Source organism: Limosilactobacillus difficilis (assembly GCF_947387495.1).
Classification (GTDB): domain Bacteria; phylum Bacillota; class Bacilli; order Lactobacillales; family Lactobacillaceae; genus Limosilactobacillus; species Limosilactobacillus difficilis.
This window is the reverse complement of the sequence record NZ_CANDNU010000001.1, coordinates 40,072-57,117: the sequence shown is the minus strand read 5'-3', so window position 1 is coordinate 57,117 and position 17,046 is coordinate 40,072. Positions and strand designations below refer to the sequence as shown.

Below are 17,046 nucleotides of genomic sequence, written 5' to 3'. Positions count from 1 at the left end.
GGTACAATAGTTTTGACAAGTAGAGGAGTGAGGAGCATGAAGTGGCTTATTCAAAACGTCATCGTTGCCTTTTGGGCTTTCCTGCTTGGTGAGGTATTGACTTACATTACCGCCCAGCTCGAAGGCGTCCAACCGCAATACCTGTTTGACGGGATTGTCGCAATCATTGTCGGTTTAATCGCAGTTAACCTCATCAGCTGGATTACTGGTCACGCCGACCCACATCGTCAAGACAATTAATCTGATTTAGAATTTAAAACTGCCGCGATTCAAACGCGGCAGTTTTTTTATTTAATATGGTTTTCGACGTTCAGTGCATTGATCTTCAGGAGAACATCGAGAGCTGCTTCCATCGTTTGCAGTGAAACATACTCGTAGCGTGAATGCATGTTTTCTCCACCAGCAAACAGGTTTGGCGTTGGCAAACCCATGAAGCTAATCGTTGAACCGTCCGTACCACCCCGCACCGGGTAGATGACGGGTTTAATCCCAAGATCTTCCATCGCGGCCTTGGCCAGCTCCACCACATCCATGTGCTTTTCGAGGACCTCCCGCATATTGTAATACTGGTCGCGAAGAGTCAAATGAACCCGGTCAGCGCCGCAGCGCTGGTTAATCCGGTCCACTACCGCCCTTAAGTGCTGTTTGCGATCCTCAAAAATGGCTTTATCATGATCACGAATTAAATACTTCATCGTCGCATGGTCAACCGTCCCATCCAGGCGGTAAAGATGATAGAAGCCTTCTCGCCCTTCAGTCCGTTCAGCGCGGTCGTGTTCAGGCAATAATTCATGCAAGTCGATCGCCAGTTGAATGGCGTTGACCATCGCCCCTTTGGCAACAGCCGTGTGCACATCCTTGCCTGCAATGTCAATCGTCGCGGCAGCCGCGTTGAAGGTTTCGTATTCCAGTTCGCCAAGCGGCCCGGCATCCACCGTGAAGGCAAAATCAGCATTAAAATCTGTCACGTCGAAATGATCGGCTCCCGTCCCAATCTCTTCGTCCGGGCTCAAGCCAATCCGGATAGTTCCGTGCTTAATTTCTGGATGAGCCATCAGGTACTCCGCCATCGTGACAATTTCAGCGACTCCAGCTTTATCATCAGCACCTAATAAAGTAGTGCCATCGGTCGTAATAAGGGTTTGACCAGCATAATTTTTTAAAGCCGGAAATTCAGCGGGGTCGAGCTGATATTGGCCATTCTTCCCCAACGGAATCTTCGAATGCCCGTCATAGCTTTTGACTACCTGCGGATTGACCCCATGAGCATTAAAATCAGCGGTGTCAATATGAGCTAAAAAACCAATGGTCGGGATCTTGCTGGATTCACCCAGATTGCTGGGAATCGTTGCTAGTAAATAAGAATTCTTGGGGTTAATGCGTACGTCACTAAGCCCTATGTCCTGGAGTTCAGTCGCTAACCGCTGTAAAAAAGCAGTCTCCTTAGGGGTTGAAGGAATCGTCGAACTTTCGGGATCCGAACGAGTCTCGACCCGCACGTATTTAAGAAAACGTGGTAGTAACTCTGCATATTTTGCCATCTTACTCACCTCGTGGACTTATACTTTGGTCAAAAAGTGAAAAGGCTCCGTGTTCACTTCAGACTTGACAACATCAATTCCCCACTCTTCTTCCTGATTCCATTTTAGCAGGAGTTTTGCCAGGCCATCAACCATTGTGACCTCGACATGGTGACCAGGATCAACAAGCAGCAGGTGATTAATCTGCATATCCTGGGCAATGTGGTAGCTAACGTCACCGGTCACAAAGGCGTCAGCGTGTTTTGCCAAAGCAAGTGGGAAGTATTTCGCAGCTGAACCCCCAATAACAGCAACCCGACGGACCTTCTTTTTCGCATCAGACTCGTTGTAACTATAACGCAGCCCTTGAAGGTCGAAATGCTGCAGACAATACTGGTTAAAGCTATCAACACTCATCGCTTCTGGCAAATCGCCCACCCGGCCGAGGCTGACCGCTAAGTTGGTGTTCGGGTCGACAGCGCTGTCGTCAAGGTGCTCAACGTTTTTGAGACCGAGATCAGCAGCAAGCCAGTCGTTCATCCCCTCATTAGCCATGTCCAAGTTGGTGTGAGCCGAGTAGACTGTGATGTCATTAGCCATCAAGTCTTTGTACATTTGATTCTGCGGATTGGCCAGGTCAAGGTCGCGGGCCGGATGAAACATCAGGGGATGATGGGAAAAGATCAATTGAACCCCGCGACGCTTGGCCTCAGCGATCACCTGGGGCCGGACATCGAGGGTCACGAGGACCCGCCTGACCGGCTGACTTAAAGAACCCAACTGTAAACCAACGTGATCCCAAGACTCAGCGAGTTGCGGCGAAGCAAAACGTTCAAAACGATGCGTTAACGTTCCTACTGTGATCATCCTAAAACCCCCTTAATTAAATCGATCCGGTGCTTAAACTTTGCTTCTCTTTCCACGGGACTTTGCTTGGCCTTCTGAAGCTGCTGGATGGTCCGTTCGTCGCGCTGCAATTCTCCGAGCCACTTGTCACGGAAAACTGGGCCCGCTTGTTCTAATAGAAGGGGGCCAAAGATGAGTTCCCGCTCATTATAGACAACCGGCATGGCAACCGGGTCCGCAACGATGACTTCATAAATGTGACCATCCTCTTCAACCAGTTGCTCGTGATTGATTTGAAAACGATGGTCAGCGAGCCAGCGACGGAGGTTTGCTGCGCCAATATTAGGTTGTAAAATCAGCCGCTGAATCGTCGCTAAGCGTGCCTGACCTTGATCTAAAATCTTGCGAATAAGGCTCCCACCCATTCCGGCAATAATCACTGTATCGACCCGGTCAGAATCGTTGATGGCAGCCAGACCATCCGCCAATCGGGGAATTACTCGACCAGTCAAACCTTGCCGTTTCACTTCGGCCACAGCGTTTTCAAACGGTCCGCGCGCCACTTCGCCCGCAACCGCGTACTCCGCAACGTTGTTGACGATCAATGAAGCTGCCAAGTAGGCGTGATCCGCCCCAATATCCGCAATTCGCGACCCAGCGTTGACAAATGAAGCAACAAGTTGCAACCGCTGGGAAAGATGATGTTCGTCCACAAAAAAACCTCCCTTTGCATTGTCATTATACACAAAGCCGCAACCAAAAAGAAACAGGACCATGAGAAAAGTCTCTCACGCTCCCGTTGATCTCAATTGATGAACTTAAAGCAAGTCCATTTCAACCATCTTTTCGGCATTTTCAACCGTGTTCCAAGCGGCTCCCTTGAGTAGGTCGTCAGCAACGACCCACATATTGAAGGCTCCCTTGTTTTCGTAATCAGGCCGAATCCGTCCAACAAAGGTGGACCGGTGACCAGTTGCGTATAGTGGTTGCGGATAGACTTGGTGCTTGATGTCGTCTTGCAAGACGTTGCCAGGAAAGTCAGCTACCGCCTGCTGAATTTGTTCGTTCGTGGCAGTCGAGTCCTCAACCGTAAAGTAGACACTCTCCCCGTGTGAAATCGGAATTGGCACCCGGACACAAGTAGCGGTAACTTTGATGTCCTGAGCATTCATGTCGCCGAGCATGATCTTCTTTGTCTCGTGGATCATCTTCCACTCTTCATGGGAGTAGCCCGAATCTTCCAGCACGTCAATTTGCGGCAAGAGGTTGAAAGCTAATGGGTAGTGACGCCGGTCCCCCTTTGTTGGCAGAATCTTGGCATCAGGCTCCATCGGCTTACCGTCGATGTAATCTTGGGATTCCTTCAATAGTTCGTTAATTGCACTTTGTCCCGCACCACCAGCGGCTTGGTAGGTGGAAACAATAATTTGCTTGAGGCCAAACTTGCGGCGAATTGGTTCAAGAGCCATCACCATCTGAATGGTCGAACAGTTCGGGTTGGCAATGATACCGTGGTGGTTCTTTAACGCTTCGGGGTTAACTTCGGGAACCACCAGGGGAACATCCGGTTCCATCCGGAAATGACTGGTATTATCAATGCAAACCGCACCCCGCTTGACAGCTTCCGGCAACAACTTAGCCGAAACCGAGCCACCAGCCGATGACAGGACAATGTCAACACCATCGAAGGATTCTGGTTTAGCTTCTTCAACCGTTACTGGCTGACCGTTAAACTCCAATACCTTGCCCACGGAACGCTTAGAAGCCAGCAATTTGATCCCTTTAACCGGAATCTTATCGCATTCCATCGCCAGCTGTTCGATCATCCGGCGACCAACAGCACCAGTGGCCCCTAAAATTGCAACGTTATACTGCTTACTCATGACCTCACCCCGTCTTAGTTCAAATGTTCCATGAAGGCACTGATTCGCTTGACAGCTTCGTGCAAATCAGCGTCAGAAGCAGCGTACGACAGCCGTACGTAACCTTCACCACCGGGGCCGAAGACGTTGCCTGGAATCAAACCGACCTTAGCCTGCTTAGCCAAATCGGTCGCAAACTTGAGGTCATCCGTACCGTACTGGGCCGGAATCTTAGCGAACATGTAGAAGGCACCTTCTGGCGTGGCCATCTCAAAGCCCAGCTTGCGCAATGCTGCTTCCAAGTAGTCACGGCGCTTTTCGTATTCAGCCCGCATCTTGATTGGGTCCTCGTCACCGTTATTTAAAGCTTCAATAGCCGCGTCTTGGGAAGCGTCAGTTGCAGTCGTGACTAGGTAACTGTGAATCTTACCAGCTTCGTTAACGAACTTGGCTGGCCCGCAGATATAGCCGAGCCGGTAACCAGTCATCGCGTGGGACTTAGACAAACCAGAAACGAGAATCGTCCGTTCGGGCATCTCGGTAGCCATTGAGTAGTGCTTACGGCCACCGTAGATCAATGAACTGTAAATTTCGTCGACGACAGCAAAGAGATGGTGCTTCTTGATAACCGCTGCCAAAGCCTGGATTTGCTCTTTCGTGTAAGTCCGGCCAGTCGGGTTGGTTGGATAGTTAAGCATTACGGCCTTCACTCCATCGCCGGCCTTAGCAATTTCGTCTTCCAAACGTTCTGGGGTGAGGTTAAAGTCATCACTTGCTGTGTTGACGAGGATCGGCTTAGCCCCTGTAATTTCAACGATTGGGAAGTAAAGGGAGAAAACCGGTGTCGGGATAATTACCTTGTCGCCAGGGTTTAACATCGCCATCATCGTGGAGGTTAAGGCTTCGGTCCCCCCAATCGTAACAATAATTTCCGTTTCAGGATCATAGTCGATCCCCCGGCTGCGCTTGATGTAGCTTGCAATAGCCTGCCGCAGTTCAATCTTGCCCCGGTTGACCGAGTAATGGGAATCATTGTTTTTGATTCCATCGATAGCTGCTTGCTTCACGTGTTCCGGCGTATTGAAGTCGGGTTCACCCAAAGTCAGCTTAAGAATTCCGGGAATCTTGCTGCACATGCCATCAAAGGCCCGAATCCCACTGATTTGCATCTTCGTAATTCGGTCATTGACCGTCTTGTTTAAATCTTCTGCTAATTGTGGCATCTTTTTTACCTCCAATAAAATCTGTCAGTGAACTAAAGAATATTTTCTAGGCCAACAACAAGGGTCTTCAAATCGTCAGCGTGTTCAAGGGCCACCTTGACACCGCTCATGAAACTGCCGCGGTCAAAGGAATCTTGCCGGATGGTCAACGCTTCGCCCGGGCCGCCAAAAAGCACTTGCTCATGGGCCACATAACCCGGCAAACGAACCGAATGAATATGAATGCCGTGGTAATCGCCACCACGCACATGATCGAGCGTCGTGACCTTGTCGGGACTGGACTCGTGTTCCGGACGGTTCTGGTCAATCATTTTAGCGGTTGCCAGAGCGGTACCAGATGGAGCATCAGCTTTATCAGCATGGTGCATTTCGATAATTTCAACGTCAGGGAAATATTTAGCGGCATCACGAGCAAACTTCATCAGCAGGACGGCTGACATTCCAAAGTTCGGGGCGATCAAGCCGCCGATCCCCTTTTCCTTGGCTAAAGATTGTAATTTCTTTACCTGTTCATCACTCAAACCGGTCGTCCCGATGATTGGCTGAATCCCATGTTGAATCGCCGCCGTCGCGTTGTCAAAGACAGCCGCTGGAGCTGTAAAGTCTACCCAGATATCGGCATCGCCATCGGCCACTTCAGATGCATCGTGATAAACCTTGACATCATCTCCTAATGCCAAATCCTTCACATCCTGGGCCGTTGTCGTGGGTGAAACCACCGCACTAATTACAAAATCGTCAAGACTTTGTACCAGTTTGACAACCTTCTGACCCATTGAACCATTGTAACCAGCAATTAATACTTTTTTCATTTAATACCTACTCCCCTAAATCCAGCGGTAACTTCCCCTGCAATGCATCACTCGGCAATGACAAAGCCGTCGCTAACCGTGCTTTCTCTTCGGCATTTAAAGGAACAATCGGCAAGCGACAGCCACCCATCGCAAAGCCTTGAGCGTTGAGCACAGCCTTCACCGGTGATGGCGACGGGAACATGAACAGCGCCGCCATCCGTGGCGTTAACCAGCGTTGTAATTTACCTGCTTCCTGGTACTTGCCCGCATACAGATCATCATACATCTGCCGCATCTGCTTGCAGTAGACGTGGCTTGCCACCGAAATCACCCCGTTACCACCGAGCAAGCGGAATGGCAGTGCCTGGGCATCTTCACCGCTAAAGACGAGAAAGTCGGGATCCTTGTGGTCCACAATGTATTCCATGTCTTCTAACGGTCCACACTGCTTGACAGCAACGATATTCTCATGGTGTGACAATTCAACAATGGTCTGCGCTTCCATCTTAACGCCGGTCCGCCCAGGAATATTATACATCACCACCGGCAACTTCACCGCATCGGCTACCGTTGTAAAGTGAGCAACCATTCCACGCTGGTTAGGCTTGTTATAAGGCGGCACAACCACCAGGGCCGCATCAATGCCCGCAATTTCAGCAACTTCGTTAGTAAAGGCGATCGTCTCCTGGGTGTTATTGCTGCCCGTTCCGGCGATAACTGGCACCCGCCCGTTCACGATTTGACCAAAGTGTCGATAGAGAGCGATTTTTTCGTCGTGGCTCAGAGTCGGGGTCTCTCCAGTCGTTCCGCCGATCACAAAACCGTTACAACCCTGATCAATCAAGTAAGTCGTTAATTTTTCTAAAATATCATAATTAATAGAGCCATCTTCGTCAAAAGGAGTGGCCAGCGCCGTCAACAGATCGGCATCCTTCAAAGCAGTCATTCTAAGATCTCCTTAATCTTGGTCATTCATTCGGTACTCTAAAAATGAGCTAATTGCATCAACACCCCGCGATAGTGCCCGTTCGTCAGGAGTTAATGTGGCGGAGTGAAGCTGCGAATCATCTTCGACTCCCAGCCAGAACATCGTGCCGGGGAATTTTGCTAACAAGAAGCCGAAATCCTCACCGGTCATCGCCGGTGCCGTTTCAATAAAGTTCACGTCCTTGTTATTAGCCATGAAGTTAATGAAACGTTTGGTCAAGGCCGGATTGTTTTCTACCGGCCAGTAGCCTCCCTGATTCAATCCCAGCTTTACATCACAATTGTAGGAGCGCGCAATCCCATCGCAAACATCCTGCAGACGGGCATCAATTTGCTTGATCATTTTCTGGGTCAAACCACGGATGGTCCCTTCAACCCGGGCATCCCCCGCAATCACATTGCGAATTGTTCCCGCCTGAAACTTTCCCAGGGTGATAACCCCACTCTGGATTGGGTCAATTGAACGGGAAATAATCGTCTGCACCTGCATGATGAGAGCAGCAGCAGCCACAACCATGTCGTTAGCATCTTGGGGGTAAGCGGCGTGACCGCCCTTGCCATGCAGATCGATGTTGACTTCCGTCGTGCCAGCAAACAGTGTTCCCATGCGGCAACCAATCGCTCCCGCCGGTAATTCAGGATTATCGTGGAGACCGTAAAATTCATCCGGGCACCATGCCCCCTTGAAGAGGCCTAGTTCATAAGCTCGTTTCCCACCGTTTTCCGATTCCTCGGCTGGCTGGAAGAAGAAGAGCAAATTGTCCTTTGGCTGATGCTCGCTAAAGTATTTCAAAACTCCGAGGGCCACTGTCATGTGAATATCATGACCACAGGCATGCATCACTCCAGGATGCTTGGACTTGTATGGCAAGCCCGTTTGTTCTGTCACCGGCAATGCATCAATGTCAGTCCGGTAACCAATTGTCCGCTGCGGGGCGCTGCCCTTGACCAGCACCATTAAAGCGGTCGGCAACTCTGCCGGTTCCCGGATGGTTAGGTAGGTCTGTGACATTTCCTGCACGCATTTGAGCAGGTAAGCGTGCGTTTGTTTCTCGTGCAAGGCCAGTTCTGGAATTTGATGAAGGTGACGGCGAATTTTGACTAATTGATCCTGTGTATATGCCATTTGATCACAACTTTCTCAGATCATCCTGCAGGCCGGTCTTGGATTCAGTTTTGGTGTCAACCTTCTTCAAAACCCGGGCTGGTACCCCACCGACAACGGTATGCGGGGCAACATCCTTCGTCACGACGGCTCCGGCCCCAACAACAGCACCTTCACCAACGTGAACCCCTTCGATTACCACTGCATTAGCTCCAATCAAAACATTATCATCAATTCGCACTGGTTCCGCGCTGGCGGGTTCAATCACGCCAGCTAAGACGGTGCCGGCACCGATATGGCAATGCTTGCCAACGATCGCCCGGCCTCCAAGGATCGCACCCATGTCAATCATGGAACCTTCACCAATTTCGGCACCGATGTTGATGGTTGCTCCCATCATGACCACTGCGTTATCGCCGATCAAGACATGGTCCCGAATCGTAGCTCCTGGTTCAATCCGGGCATTGATCCCTTTCAAATCCAGCAACGGAACCGCTGAATTGCGGGCGTCGTTTTCAATGGCGTAGTCCTGGATATGATCTTCTTCCTGCTTCAGGAAGGGTTTGATGACTTCCCAGTCACCGAAGAGGGTCCCACTGTGCTTTTCAACAAAATCCTTGACCCCCTCAGGGTAATTCAAGTCATCTAGATTGGTACCCTTGATGTAAACCTTGACCGGCGTCTTCTTCGGGGCGTTGCCGATGTATTCAATGATCTTTTTTGCATCTAATTGAGCCATTTTTATCTTTCCTCTCTATACTATTAGCCGATTATTCTATCCATTATAAGGCAGGTCTAAGTGAATCAAATCAGCATAGCTTTCTCGTTTGATTACCAGCGAAGCCTTGCCGTTCTCGGCGAAAACTACGGCTGGCCGGGGATTACGGTTATAATTTGACGCCATCGCGTAACCATAGGCCCCGGTGTCCAGGGTAACCAGGACGTCCCCGGCTTTAGTTGCCGGTAACGGTTGGGCTTCGGCCATAATATCGCCTGATTCGCAATACTTTCCAGCTAGACGCACCGTTTCGACAGGCTTTGCCTGTGGATCCCGCGCAAGGACCGTCTCATACTTGGCTTGATATAAGGCGGGACGAATGTTGTCACCCATCCCCCCATCGATGGTAACGTAGGGCTTCAATCCTGGAACGTCCTTGCGCGAACCAACAGTGTAAAGGTTATAGCCAGCAGGACCAACAATTGAGCGGCCGGGTTCAATCCAGATTTCCGGTAGCGGCAAGCCCTTTTCCTGGGCTGTCTTCTTAATGGTCTTGACGATCGCATCCACAAATTGTTCCGGCCGGAGGGGTTTGTCGGAAGCTACGTACTTAATCCCGAATCCGCCGCCGACATTGACAATTTCAGCGGTGTAACCAAAGGCTTCCTGCCAATGGGCCGCAATATCAATTAATTTCTTGGCTGCCAGTTCAAAACCCTCTAGTTCAAAAATCTGAGAACCAATATGGCCGTGCAGACCATGCATTCGCAACCGCGGGTTAGCCAGAACTTTTTGCAAGGCTTTATCGGCCTGGCCAGAATCAACGTCGAAGCCGAATTTCGAATCCACCTGGCCAGTTTGGTCATATTTGTGGGCGTGGGCACTGATGCCGGGAGTAATCCGCAGCATGACGTCTGCACTGGTGTCTGCTTCTTCTAAGACCTGGTTCAGTAGGTCAATTTCGTGGAAGTTGTCCAGCATGATCATCCCTACATGATGGTCGACGGCCAGTTTCAATTCCGCAAGTGACTTGTTGTTGCCGTGGAAACTCACCTTGTCCATCGGAAAACCGGCCTTGATCGCCGTCGTCAGCTCACCGCCGCTCACAACGTCCGTATGTGCTCCTTCCTCTTTCATTACCTGGTAGATCGCCACGGAAGAGAAAGCTTTACTGGCATAACTTACTTCGTAGTCAACATCGTTATCTTCAAATACTTTTTTGAAGCGGCGGATCTGATCGCGAATCGCTGCAACGTCATAGACTACCAGCGGCGTCCCAAACTGTTCGGCTAACTCTAACGTATCAACTCCGCCAATCGTTAAATGACCGGCAGCGTTAATTTCTGATGGTTGAACTTGTTCGTTCATCTTTCACCCTCCAAGTAAATCAGTAGCAAAAAAAATCCCGTGGGCACTATGCTCACGGGATTTTTTGGCGACAAGATCGTCAATTTATCCACGATAACAAAATAGCGCCCCGCAGCATTCTTTGCCGCGACAGTCCGTGATTTGTTAAACCACGCCCCAGCAACTGCTCCCTGTCAAAGAACAGCACTTCGGCAACCGCCCCTTTCTCTACTTGGCATTGATTGACAAATCGCCACGCAGATACTGATGTTGGCTGCGCCTCTATTTCTCTATGCCAATAGTATAAAAGTTGAATGAAATAGCGTCAAGTGCTTTTTAATGTTTTTCTCATTGACCGTCGTTCCAACACGGGCAGACAATTTTATCGAAGTCGATGCTTGCAACCAAGGAGGAAACTGTTAGAATTTCATTAATAAGATCTCACACAAGGAGGAGCATGTTTATGAAGGTTGTTAAGTTTGGTGGCAGCTCATTAGCCGACGGACAAGCCTTTCAACAGGCAATTAAAATTATTACGGGAGACCCCGAGCGCTGGGTAATCGTCACCTCCGCTCCGGGCAAACGACAAAGCGGTGACACCAAAGTAACTGATCTCCTAATCAAATACGCCCAATTAACTAAGAAAGGCCAGGAGACGACCGCGATTGCCAAGGCCATTTTTCAGCGCTACCAGCAGATTGGCAACTTCTTCGGTCTTGACGATAACGCTTTAGCCCCAATTAAAGAAGCCCTGGAGCAACTACCTGCCGGTGATTATCCAGACAAAGATTACTTGATGGCTGCTTTTAAGGCCCACGGCGAACGGCTTAATGCCCGTTTAATGGCGATGGTCCTGAACCATCTCGGCTACAAGAGCCGCTTCGTGGACCCTTCCGAGGCCGGGATCATCGTCAGTGGCACCCCCAATAACGCTTCAGTCCTGCCGATCACTTATCAAAACTTAGCAAAACTGAAAGTCAGTGACGACGAACGCCTCGTCTTCCCTGGCTTCTTCGGCTTCACGCCAACCAACCACATTGCCACTTTCTCCCGTGGCGGTTCTGATATCACCGGAGCTATCCTGGCAAGAGGGCTTCGGGCACGCGTCTACGAAAACTTTACCGACGTTGACGCGATCTTTTCGGCCAATCCAAAAGTCGTTGATCACCCCGCACCGATCAAGCGAATGACCTACCGGGAAATGCGGGAATTATCTTATGCTGGCTTTTCCGTTTTTCACGATGAAGCTTTAATTCCTGCCATTCAGGGACAAATTCCGGTAAACGTCCGCAACACCAAGAATCCTAGTGCTCCCGGAACCATGATTGTTCCCGAAAATGGCTTTCAGGTGGCCTCAACGGTCACTGGCGTAGCCTGCGCTAAACACTTTGCTGGCCTCTACCTTCACAAATACCTGATGAACAAGGAAGTTGGTTTTAGCTTGCAAATCCTGGAAATTCTGCGAAAATATCATTTAACCTATGAACATATGCCGTCTGGGATCGATGACATCACGATCATCCTCGACCGCAACCAGCTGACCGACGTAATCGTCGACCGTATCTGTAACGAAATTCAAGAAAAATTCAACCCCGACACCCTGCGCTGGATCGACGACTATGCCATCACGATGGTCGTTGGTGAAGGAATGAACCACACCGTGGGCGCGATGTCACGGATTGCTAACGCGGTTGCTAAACAACATATGTCAATGACGATGGTCAACCAAGGCGCTTCGCAAATTTCGATTATGATCGGGACGAAGACTGAGGACGCCGATGACGCCGTCCGGGCGATTTACGACGAATTTTTTCATTCAAACCCAAAGGAGGATTAGTTAATAATGACTGAATTAATAAAGGTCCACGGATCACAAAACTGCTTCTTCATCCTTGACCAAACCGAACTCACCACGCCGCTGTCAAAAAAAGAACTCAGTGCCCTTGGGGTTCAGCTGTGCGATCCGCAAAGCGGAATCCTCGGCGGGGCTGACGGGCTCTTAGTGGTTGACAAAGGAACCCATGAACAAGTTGCCGGCCGGATGCAAGTTGTCAATGCTGACGGATCGTTTGCTTCAATGTGCGGTAACGGTTTGCGGACCGTTAGTCGCTACCTGGCAGAAAAACTGGGGCGCGATCATTTCGTCGTCCAGACCCAGGATGCCGACCTGCACGTCCGCAAGCATGCCGATTTTGCCGCTGGGGTTCCCGCCTACGCGGTAGAAATTTCTCCGGTCCGTTTTAACCGCGAGGCAATGCCGCTTGACAATGTCGGTCATGAACGCCTGCTGGATGATTACGTGCCAGAATTTGCCCCGGCGATGAAGTTTTCTGCCATTGCCGTGCCAAATCCCCACTTGATCAGTTTCATGGACGAAGCAACCTTAACTGGACCTCTGCTCGGCCAGTTAGGAAAGTGGCTCAACGGCAATAATCCTTACTTTAGCGACGGGGTCAACGTCAACTTTGCCCAGATTCTCGGCGACAATCAGCTATTCGTCCGCACCTACGAGCGCGGGGTCGGCTTCACCAACGCTTGTGGAACGGGCATGTCTGCCACCAGCCTGGCCTTTGTACTGACCCATCCGGAACACGCTCAAATGGACCAAACCATTACCGTCTACAATCCAGGCGGGATGGTGAAGACGATTGTGCACCGCGACCTTGATCGCTACTGGATCGAATTGATCGGCAACGCCACCTTTACCCACCACATTACTGTAAATGAAGGCGACCTGCATCAAGCCAATGTCGAGCCGGATCGCGTTAAAATTCAGGTAACGGACGAACAAGCCGCTTACCAGCAATTTGTCCAGTCAATGCCGAAAATCAACAGTCTCCAAGTTCGTTAATCCATCCTTTAATTAATAAAAATGCCTCATAATTGTCAGACAAAGGTCTAACGATTATGAGGCACTTTTTGTGAGCTAATTTTAAAATGATTTCTCTGCAACTAATCGCGCGTAATTACCATGGTAAAGTTTCGCTAAATCGTCCTTTGATAGGTCGAGACTATTAATAGCGTCAATAATAATCCCACTGGCTCCGCTCGGTTGAACCGCAAAGGGCGCATCAGTGCCAAAGAGAACGTGGTCAATCCCGTAATAGTCAATTGTCAATTGCAGAGCCGCCGGATTACCGAGGATCGCCATGTCAACGTAAAACTTCCTAAAATCAGCTGCGTGGACCTGGTCCAAGATATGTTCAATTCGGCCAGCAAAAAACAGCACCATCGCTCCAGCATGATGAACAATTATCTTGATTGCCGGATATTTTTCAAAGAGATCGCTTTGCACCAAGTCTAACATCGCTTGTGATAATTCATATTCCCAGGAGAATACTAATTCATTATCTGGTTTCCGTTGATCGAAAACTGGGTGTAACCATAATGGAATACCAAGCTCAGCTGCCCGGGATAAAACAGGCCTAAATTCTGGGTCAGCAATGCTTTTACCAAGATGACGAGTATAGATCTGGGCACCAACCAAAACAGGACTTTTAGCGACCTCGTTAATAACCTTTACCGCCTCTTTAATATTATTCATTGGTAAGATAGCAATACCAGCAGCAAAAGAGTCTGGATGAGCACTGACGATCGTACTCAGTTCTTGATTTGCGGCGTGACATAGTTTGGCAGATTTATCAGAGCTGACATAATCTTCGGGATTGATATTCACCAGTGAAATTACTTGTTTGATCGACTTATCTGGCCACTTACTTAGCCGCGTGTCCATATCAATAAGCGTTTTAATCTTAATGAATGGATATTTTGTGGGAATCTGTGGGTCAATTGCCAGCATCTGTTGGTAGAATTTTGCTGGCAGAATATGGGCAAAGGCATCAATTTTCATCCTAATCACCTCAATTATTCTTTTAGCCACAATTCAATTATAGTAGCATCTTTCAATTCAATAATTTAAAATATGGGGAAAAGGAGGAACAATAATGAGTTTTACGATGAATCTTTATTACACTGGTGAAAATGACAACGCCCAAAAATTCGTCCAAGAAATGGAAAGTCGTGGGATTGCTGATCAAATTCGTCAGCAGCCAGGCAATTTGCGTTATGAATACTTCCAGCCACTAAATGACCCGCATACGGTGTTGCTCATCGATTCCTGGGAAAGTCAGGAAGCGCTTGATGCCGATCACGACTCGCCTATGATGACTGAACTTGCGAAATTGCGGGAGAAATATGATCTGCATATGCGGGCAGAACGTTTTGTCCCCGAAAAATTACCAAACCAAGACAATAAATTCCTACGAAAGTAAATCTGAATAAAACTAAGGAGGTGAAGGAATGGATCAGATCCTCACCAAACGTGTTTCGATGATTGAACTGTTTTACGACTTGGTCTTTGCCTACACGTTATCGCAAGCGACCGCGCTAATTCACCACCTCGAGCACGGGATCGTTAACCCAACTTCTTTTCTTGTCTTTGCTGTCATTGTAATCGTCTTTATCAATTCATGGATGTTTCAATCGGTCTTCACTAACCGTTACGGAAAATCGTCATGGAAAGATATTATTTTCTACTTCATTGATATGGGAATTCTCCTGTATATGGCCAATGCCTTTACGGAGACGAGCGTCCAACACTTGCAAAGTTTCTTTTTTGCAGCTGGCCTTTTATCATTAACCCTAATGATCGAATACTTAATCGTCTATCTCAGGAGCAATAACCATCATGACCAGGCTATTGCCAAGGTTTTTTCATTAATTCTGCTCCTGCGAACGGTAACTCTTTTCATCGGTGGTCTTTTTGATAATCATGCTGGCCGCTGGATTGCCTTTCTGGGCATTATCATCAGTTGGCTCTTGCCAGCAACGACCGGCAAATATACCCGTCAGCATCCGATCATCTTTTCCCACTTACTTGAGCGGCTCACCCTCTTGATTATCATAACCTTTGGTGAAACGATCATCGGAATTGCTGATTATTTTCGGCCCCAAACTTTCAATCTCGTATCCGTCTTCGTCTTCCTAATCGTGGTCACCCTGTACTTCAGCTACATTGTTGAATTTGATCACTTAATTAACGAAAAGCAAAGACACGAAACCGGTAACCTTTTGATTTACCTGCACTACTTCAACTTATTCGGGCTGAGTTTGATTACCGTGTCCTTAAAGTTTATCGCTGAAGAACATGCCAACCACAACTTTGCCGTATCGTGCTTATACTTAGGCATTCTATTATTCTACCTTGGGATAATCTTAGCCAGCCATTACAATAAGCAACGAGTTCAATTATCTAAACAACTGAATCTTCTTGTTTTAGCAATTTCAATTGTTATTGCTTACTTCATCTGTATTCAATCTTCATCGATACTGGTGATTACCCTGACGACCACTATCCTCTCACTCCTGAATACCGGAATGATGATCAGACTATACTATAAATTAATGGGGACAAAGTAAATAGAACTTCTAAATGCAAAAAGGCTTGATATTGGGGATTTACAATCCGTGATATCAAGCCCTTTTTTGTGGTTCAAACCATCTTATTCCAGAAAATCCTTCAGTTGCTTGGACCGTGACGGATGACGGAGCTTGCGGAGCGCCTTGGCTTCGATTTGCCGAATCCGTTCACGCGTAACACCAAAGACCTTTCCGACTTCTTCCAAGGTCCGCGTCCGTCCGTCATCGAGGCCGAAACGAAGCCGCAAGACGTTTTCTTCCCGGTCCGTCAACGTGTCCAGAACGTTTTCCAGCTGCTTTTTCATCATCTCGTTGGCGGCGTGGTCGGCCGGACTCGTTGCATCCTGGTCTTCAATGAAGTCCCCAAGGTGGGAATCGTCTTCTTCACCAATTGGCGTTTCCAGAGAAACCGGTTCCTGAGCGATCTTCAAGATATCACGCACCTTGGAGGTCGGCATGTCCATTTCCGCCCCAATTTCTTCGGGCAGTGGTTCCCGTCCGAGGTCCTGAAGCAGTTGTCGCTGAATCCGAATCAATTTATTGATCGTTTCAACCATATGAACCGGAATCCGAATCGTCCGCGCCTGATCGGCAATTGCCCGCGTAATTGCTTGCCGAATCCACCATGTCGCGTAAGTGGAAAATTTGAAGCCCTTCCGGTAGTCGAACTTTTCGACAGCCTTCATCAGCCCCATGTTCCCTTCCTGAATCAAGTCAAGGAACTGCATCCCCCGACCGACATAACGCTTAGCAATCGAAACCACCAACCGAAGATTAGCTTCGGCCAACTCCTGCTTGGCTTCCTCGTCGCCTTTTTCAATTCGCAGCGCCAATTCGACTTCCTGGTCGGCTGTCAGCAATGGTACCCGCCCAATTTCCTTCAAGTACATCCGCACAGGGTCGTTAATCTTGACACTGGAAGGCGCACTCGTATCCTTCATCGCCTTCTTGGTTAGCTTTTCCGTGGCCTTCAGTGCGCGCGGGTCCGGCTCACCGTTTTCGTCAACAACACTAATACCGGCATCTTCAACATTTTGAATCAAGTTGTCCATTCCATCAGCGTTTAACTCAAACGGTTGTGCCAATTCTTTGGTCAGATCACTGTACTTGATCTGCTTAGCTTTCTTATACTTGCGGATTAATTTACCAACTGCGGCGTCATAATCTTTTTGGTCAAAGTGATCTAAGTTGGAAATCATAACATTCTTTTTCTTACTCTTTGCCAT

At 48.8% G+C, this 17,046-nt stretch carries 17 protein-coding genes and 1 riboswitch; of the genes, 5 read left to right on the top strand and 12 right to left on the bottom strand.

The window, feature by feature from the left end; all coding sequences use genetic code 11:
- Positions 1-36: 36 nt before the first annotated feature.
- Positions 37-240, top strand: coding sequence for a DUF2929 family protein (locus QOR82_RS00265; RefSeq protein ID WP_283582765.1), 204 nt, complete (start codon positions 37-39; stop codon positions 238-240).
- Positions 241-287: 47 nt separating this feature from the next.
- On the opposite strand, the gene pepT is transcribed toward QOR82_RS00265, so the two are convergent.
- The 10 genes from pepT to lysA form a co-directional block, all read right to left on the bottom strand.
- Entirely contained in the window at positions 288-1,541 is a 1,254-nt protein-coding gene (pepT, locus tag QOR82_RS00260; RefSeq protein ID WP_283582764.1) for a peptidase T, read from the bottom strand.
- 18 nt (positions 1,542-1,559) lie between these two features.
- Positions 1,560-2,387: a Nif3-like dinuclear metal center hexameric protein gene (locus tag QOR82_RS00255; RefSeq protein WP_283582763.1), complete on the bottom strand. Its 828-nt coding sequence runs from the start codon at positions 2,385-2,387 to the stop codon at positions 1,560-1,562.
- Positions 2,384-3,079, bottom strand: coding sequence for a tRNA (adenine(22)-N(1))-methyltransferase (locus QOR82_RS00250; RefSeq protein WP_283582762.1), 696 nt, complete (start codon positions 3,077-3,079; stop codon positions 2,384-2,386). The genes QOR82_RS00255 and QOR82_RS00250 overlap by 4 nt, the downstream gene beginning before the upstream one ends.
- Before the next feature lie 105 nt (positions 3,080-3,184).
- On the bottom strand, positions 3,185-4,249 hold the full coding sequence (locus tag QOR82_RS00245; RefSeq protein WP_283582761.1) for an aspartate-semialdehyde dehydrogenase: 1,065 nt from the start codon (positions 4,247-4,249) through the stop codon (positions 3,185-3,187).
- A gap of 14 nt (positions 4,250-4,263) precedes the next feature.
- Positions 4,264-5,451: an aminotransferase class I/II-fold pyridoxal phosphate-dependent enzyme gene (locus QOR82_RS00240; protein WP_283582760.1), complete on the bottom strand. Its 1,188-nt coding sequence runs from the start codon at positions 5,449-5,451 to the stop codon at positions 4,264-4,266.
- 32 nt (positions 5,452-5,483) lie between these two features.
- Positions 5,484-6,263: a 4-hydroxy-tetrahydrodipicolinate reductase gene (gene dapB / locus QOR82_RS00235; protein WP_283582759.1), complete on the bottom strand. Its 780-nt coding sequence runs from the start codon at positions 6,261-6,263 to the stop codon at positions 5,484-5,486.
- A 7-nt stretch (positions 6,264-6,270) separates the two neighbouring features.
- A complete protein-coding gene (gene dapA, locus QOR82_RS00230) occupies positions 6,271-7,191 on the bottom strand; it encodes a 4-hydroxy-tetrahydrodipicolinate synthase (protein ID WP_283582758.1) in 921 nt (306 codons plus the stop codon).
- Between the two features lie 12 nt (positions 7,192-7,203).
- Positions 7,204-8,358 (bottom strand): N-acetyldiaminopimelate deacetylase, encoded by a 1,155-nt coding sequence (locus tag QOR82_RS00225; protein WP_283582757.1) that lies wholly within the window; start codon positions 8,356-8,358, stop codon positions 7,204-7,206.
- Positions 8,359-8,362: 4 nt separating this feature from the next.
- A complete protein-coding gene (gene dapD, locus QOR82_RS00220) occupies positions 8,363-9,076 on the bottom strand; it encodes a 2,3,4,5-tetrahydropyridine-2,6-dicarboxylate N-acetyltransferase (protein WP_283582756.1) in 714 nt (237 codons plus the stop codon).
- Positions 9,077-9,112: 36 nt separating this feature from the next.
- Positions 9,113-10,423, bottom strand: a complete 1,311-nt coding sequence (gene lysA / locus QOR82_RS00215) for a diaminopimelate decarboxylase (protein ID WP_283582755.1) — start codon at positions 10,421-10,423, stop codon at positions 9,113-9,115.
- A 94-nt stretch (positions 10,424-10,517) separates the two neighbouring features.
- Positions 10,518-10,695, bottom strand: a riboswitch (Lysine riboswitch).
- A 170-nt stretch (positions 10,696-10,865) separates the two neighbouring features.
- On the opposite strand from lysA, the gene QOR82_RS00210 reads away from it, so the two are divergent.
- Both QOR82_RS00210 and dapF read left to right on the top strand, forming a co-directional pair.
- Positions 10,866-12,239 (top strand): aspartate kinase, encoded by a 1,374-nt coding sequence (locus tag QOR82_RS00210; RefSeq protein ID WP_283582754.1) that lies wholly within the window; start codon positions 10,866-10,868, stop codon positions 12,237-12,239.
- 6 nt (positions 12,240-12,245) lie between these two features.
- The gene (gene dapF / locus QOR82_RS00205; RefSeq protein ID WP_283582753.1) at positions 12,246-13,253 is read left to right on the top strand and encodes a diaminopimelate epimerase; all 1,008 of its coding nucleotides are present in this window, start codon (positions 12,246-12,248) and stop codon (positions 13,251-13,253) included.
- An 81-nt stretch (positions 13,254-13,334) separates the two neighbouring features.
- Here the strand turns inward: dapF and QOR82_RS00200 are convergent, their stop codons facing one another.
- Positions 13,335-14,252, bottom strand: a complete 918-nt coding sequence (locus tag QOR82_RS00200) for an amidohydrolase family protein (protein WP_283582752.1) — start codon at positions 14,250-14,252, stop codon at positions 13,335-13,337.
- Between the two features lie 94 nt (positions 14,253-14,346).
- Between QOR82_RS00200 and QOR82_RS00195 the strand changes: the two genes are divergently transcribed.
- Together QOR82_RS00195 and QOR82_RS00190 are read left to right on the top strand one after the other, a co-directional pair.
- The gene (locus tag QOR82_RS00195) at positions 14,347-14,673 is read left to right on the top strand and encodes an antibiotic biosynthesis monooxygenase family protein (protein WP_283582751.1); all 327 of its coding nucleotides are present in this window, start codon (positions 14,347-14,349) and stop codon (positions 14,671-14,673) included.
- A gap of 28 nt (positions 14,674-14,701) precedes the next feature.
- Positions 14,702-15,820, top strand: a complete 1,119-nt coding sequence (locus tag QOR82_RS00190; RefSeq protein ID WP_283582750.1) for a low temperature requirement protein A — start codon at positions 14,702-14,704, stop codon at positions 15,818-15,820.
- A gap of 83 nt (positions 15,821-15,903) precedes the next feature.
- Here the strand turns inward: QOR82_RS00190 and rpoD are convergent, their stop codons facing one another.
- Positions 15,904-17,046, bottom strand: coding sequence for an RNA polymerase sigma factor RpoD (gene rpoD, locus QOR82_RS00185; protein ID WP_283582749.1), 1,143 nt, complete (start codon positions 17,044-17,046; stop codon positions 15,904-15,906).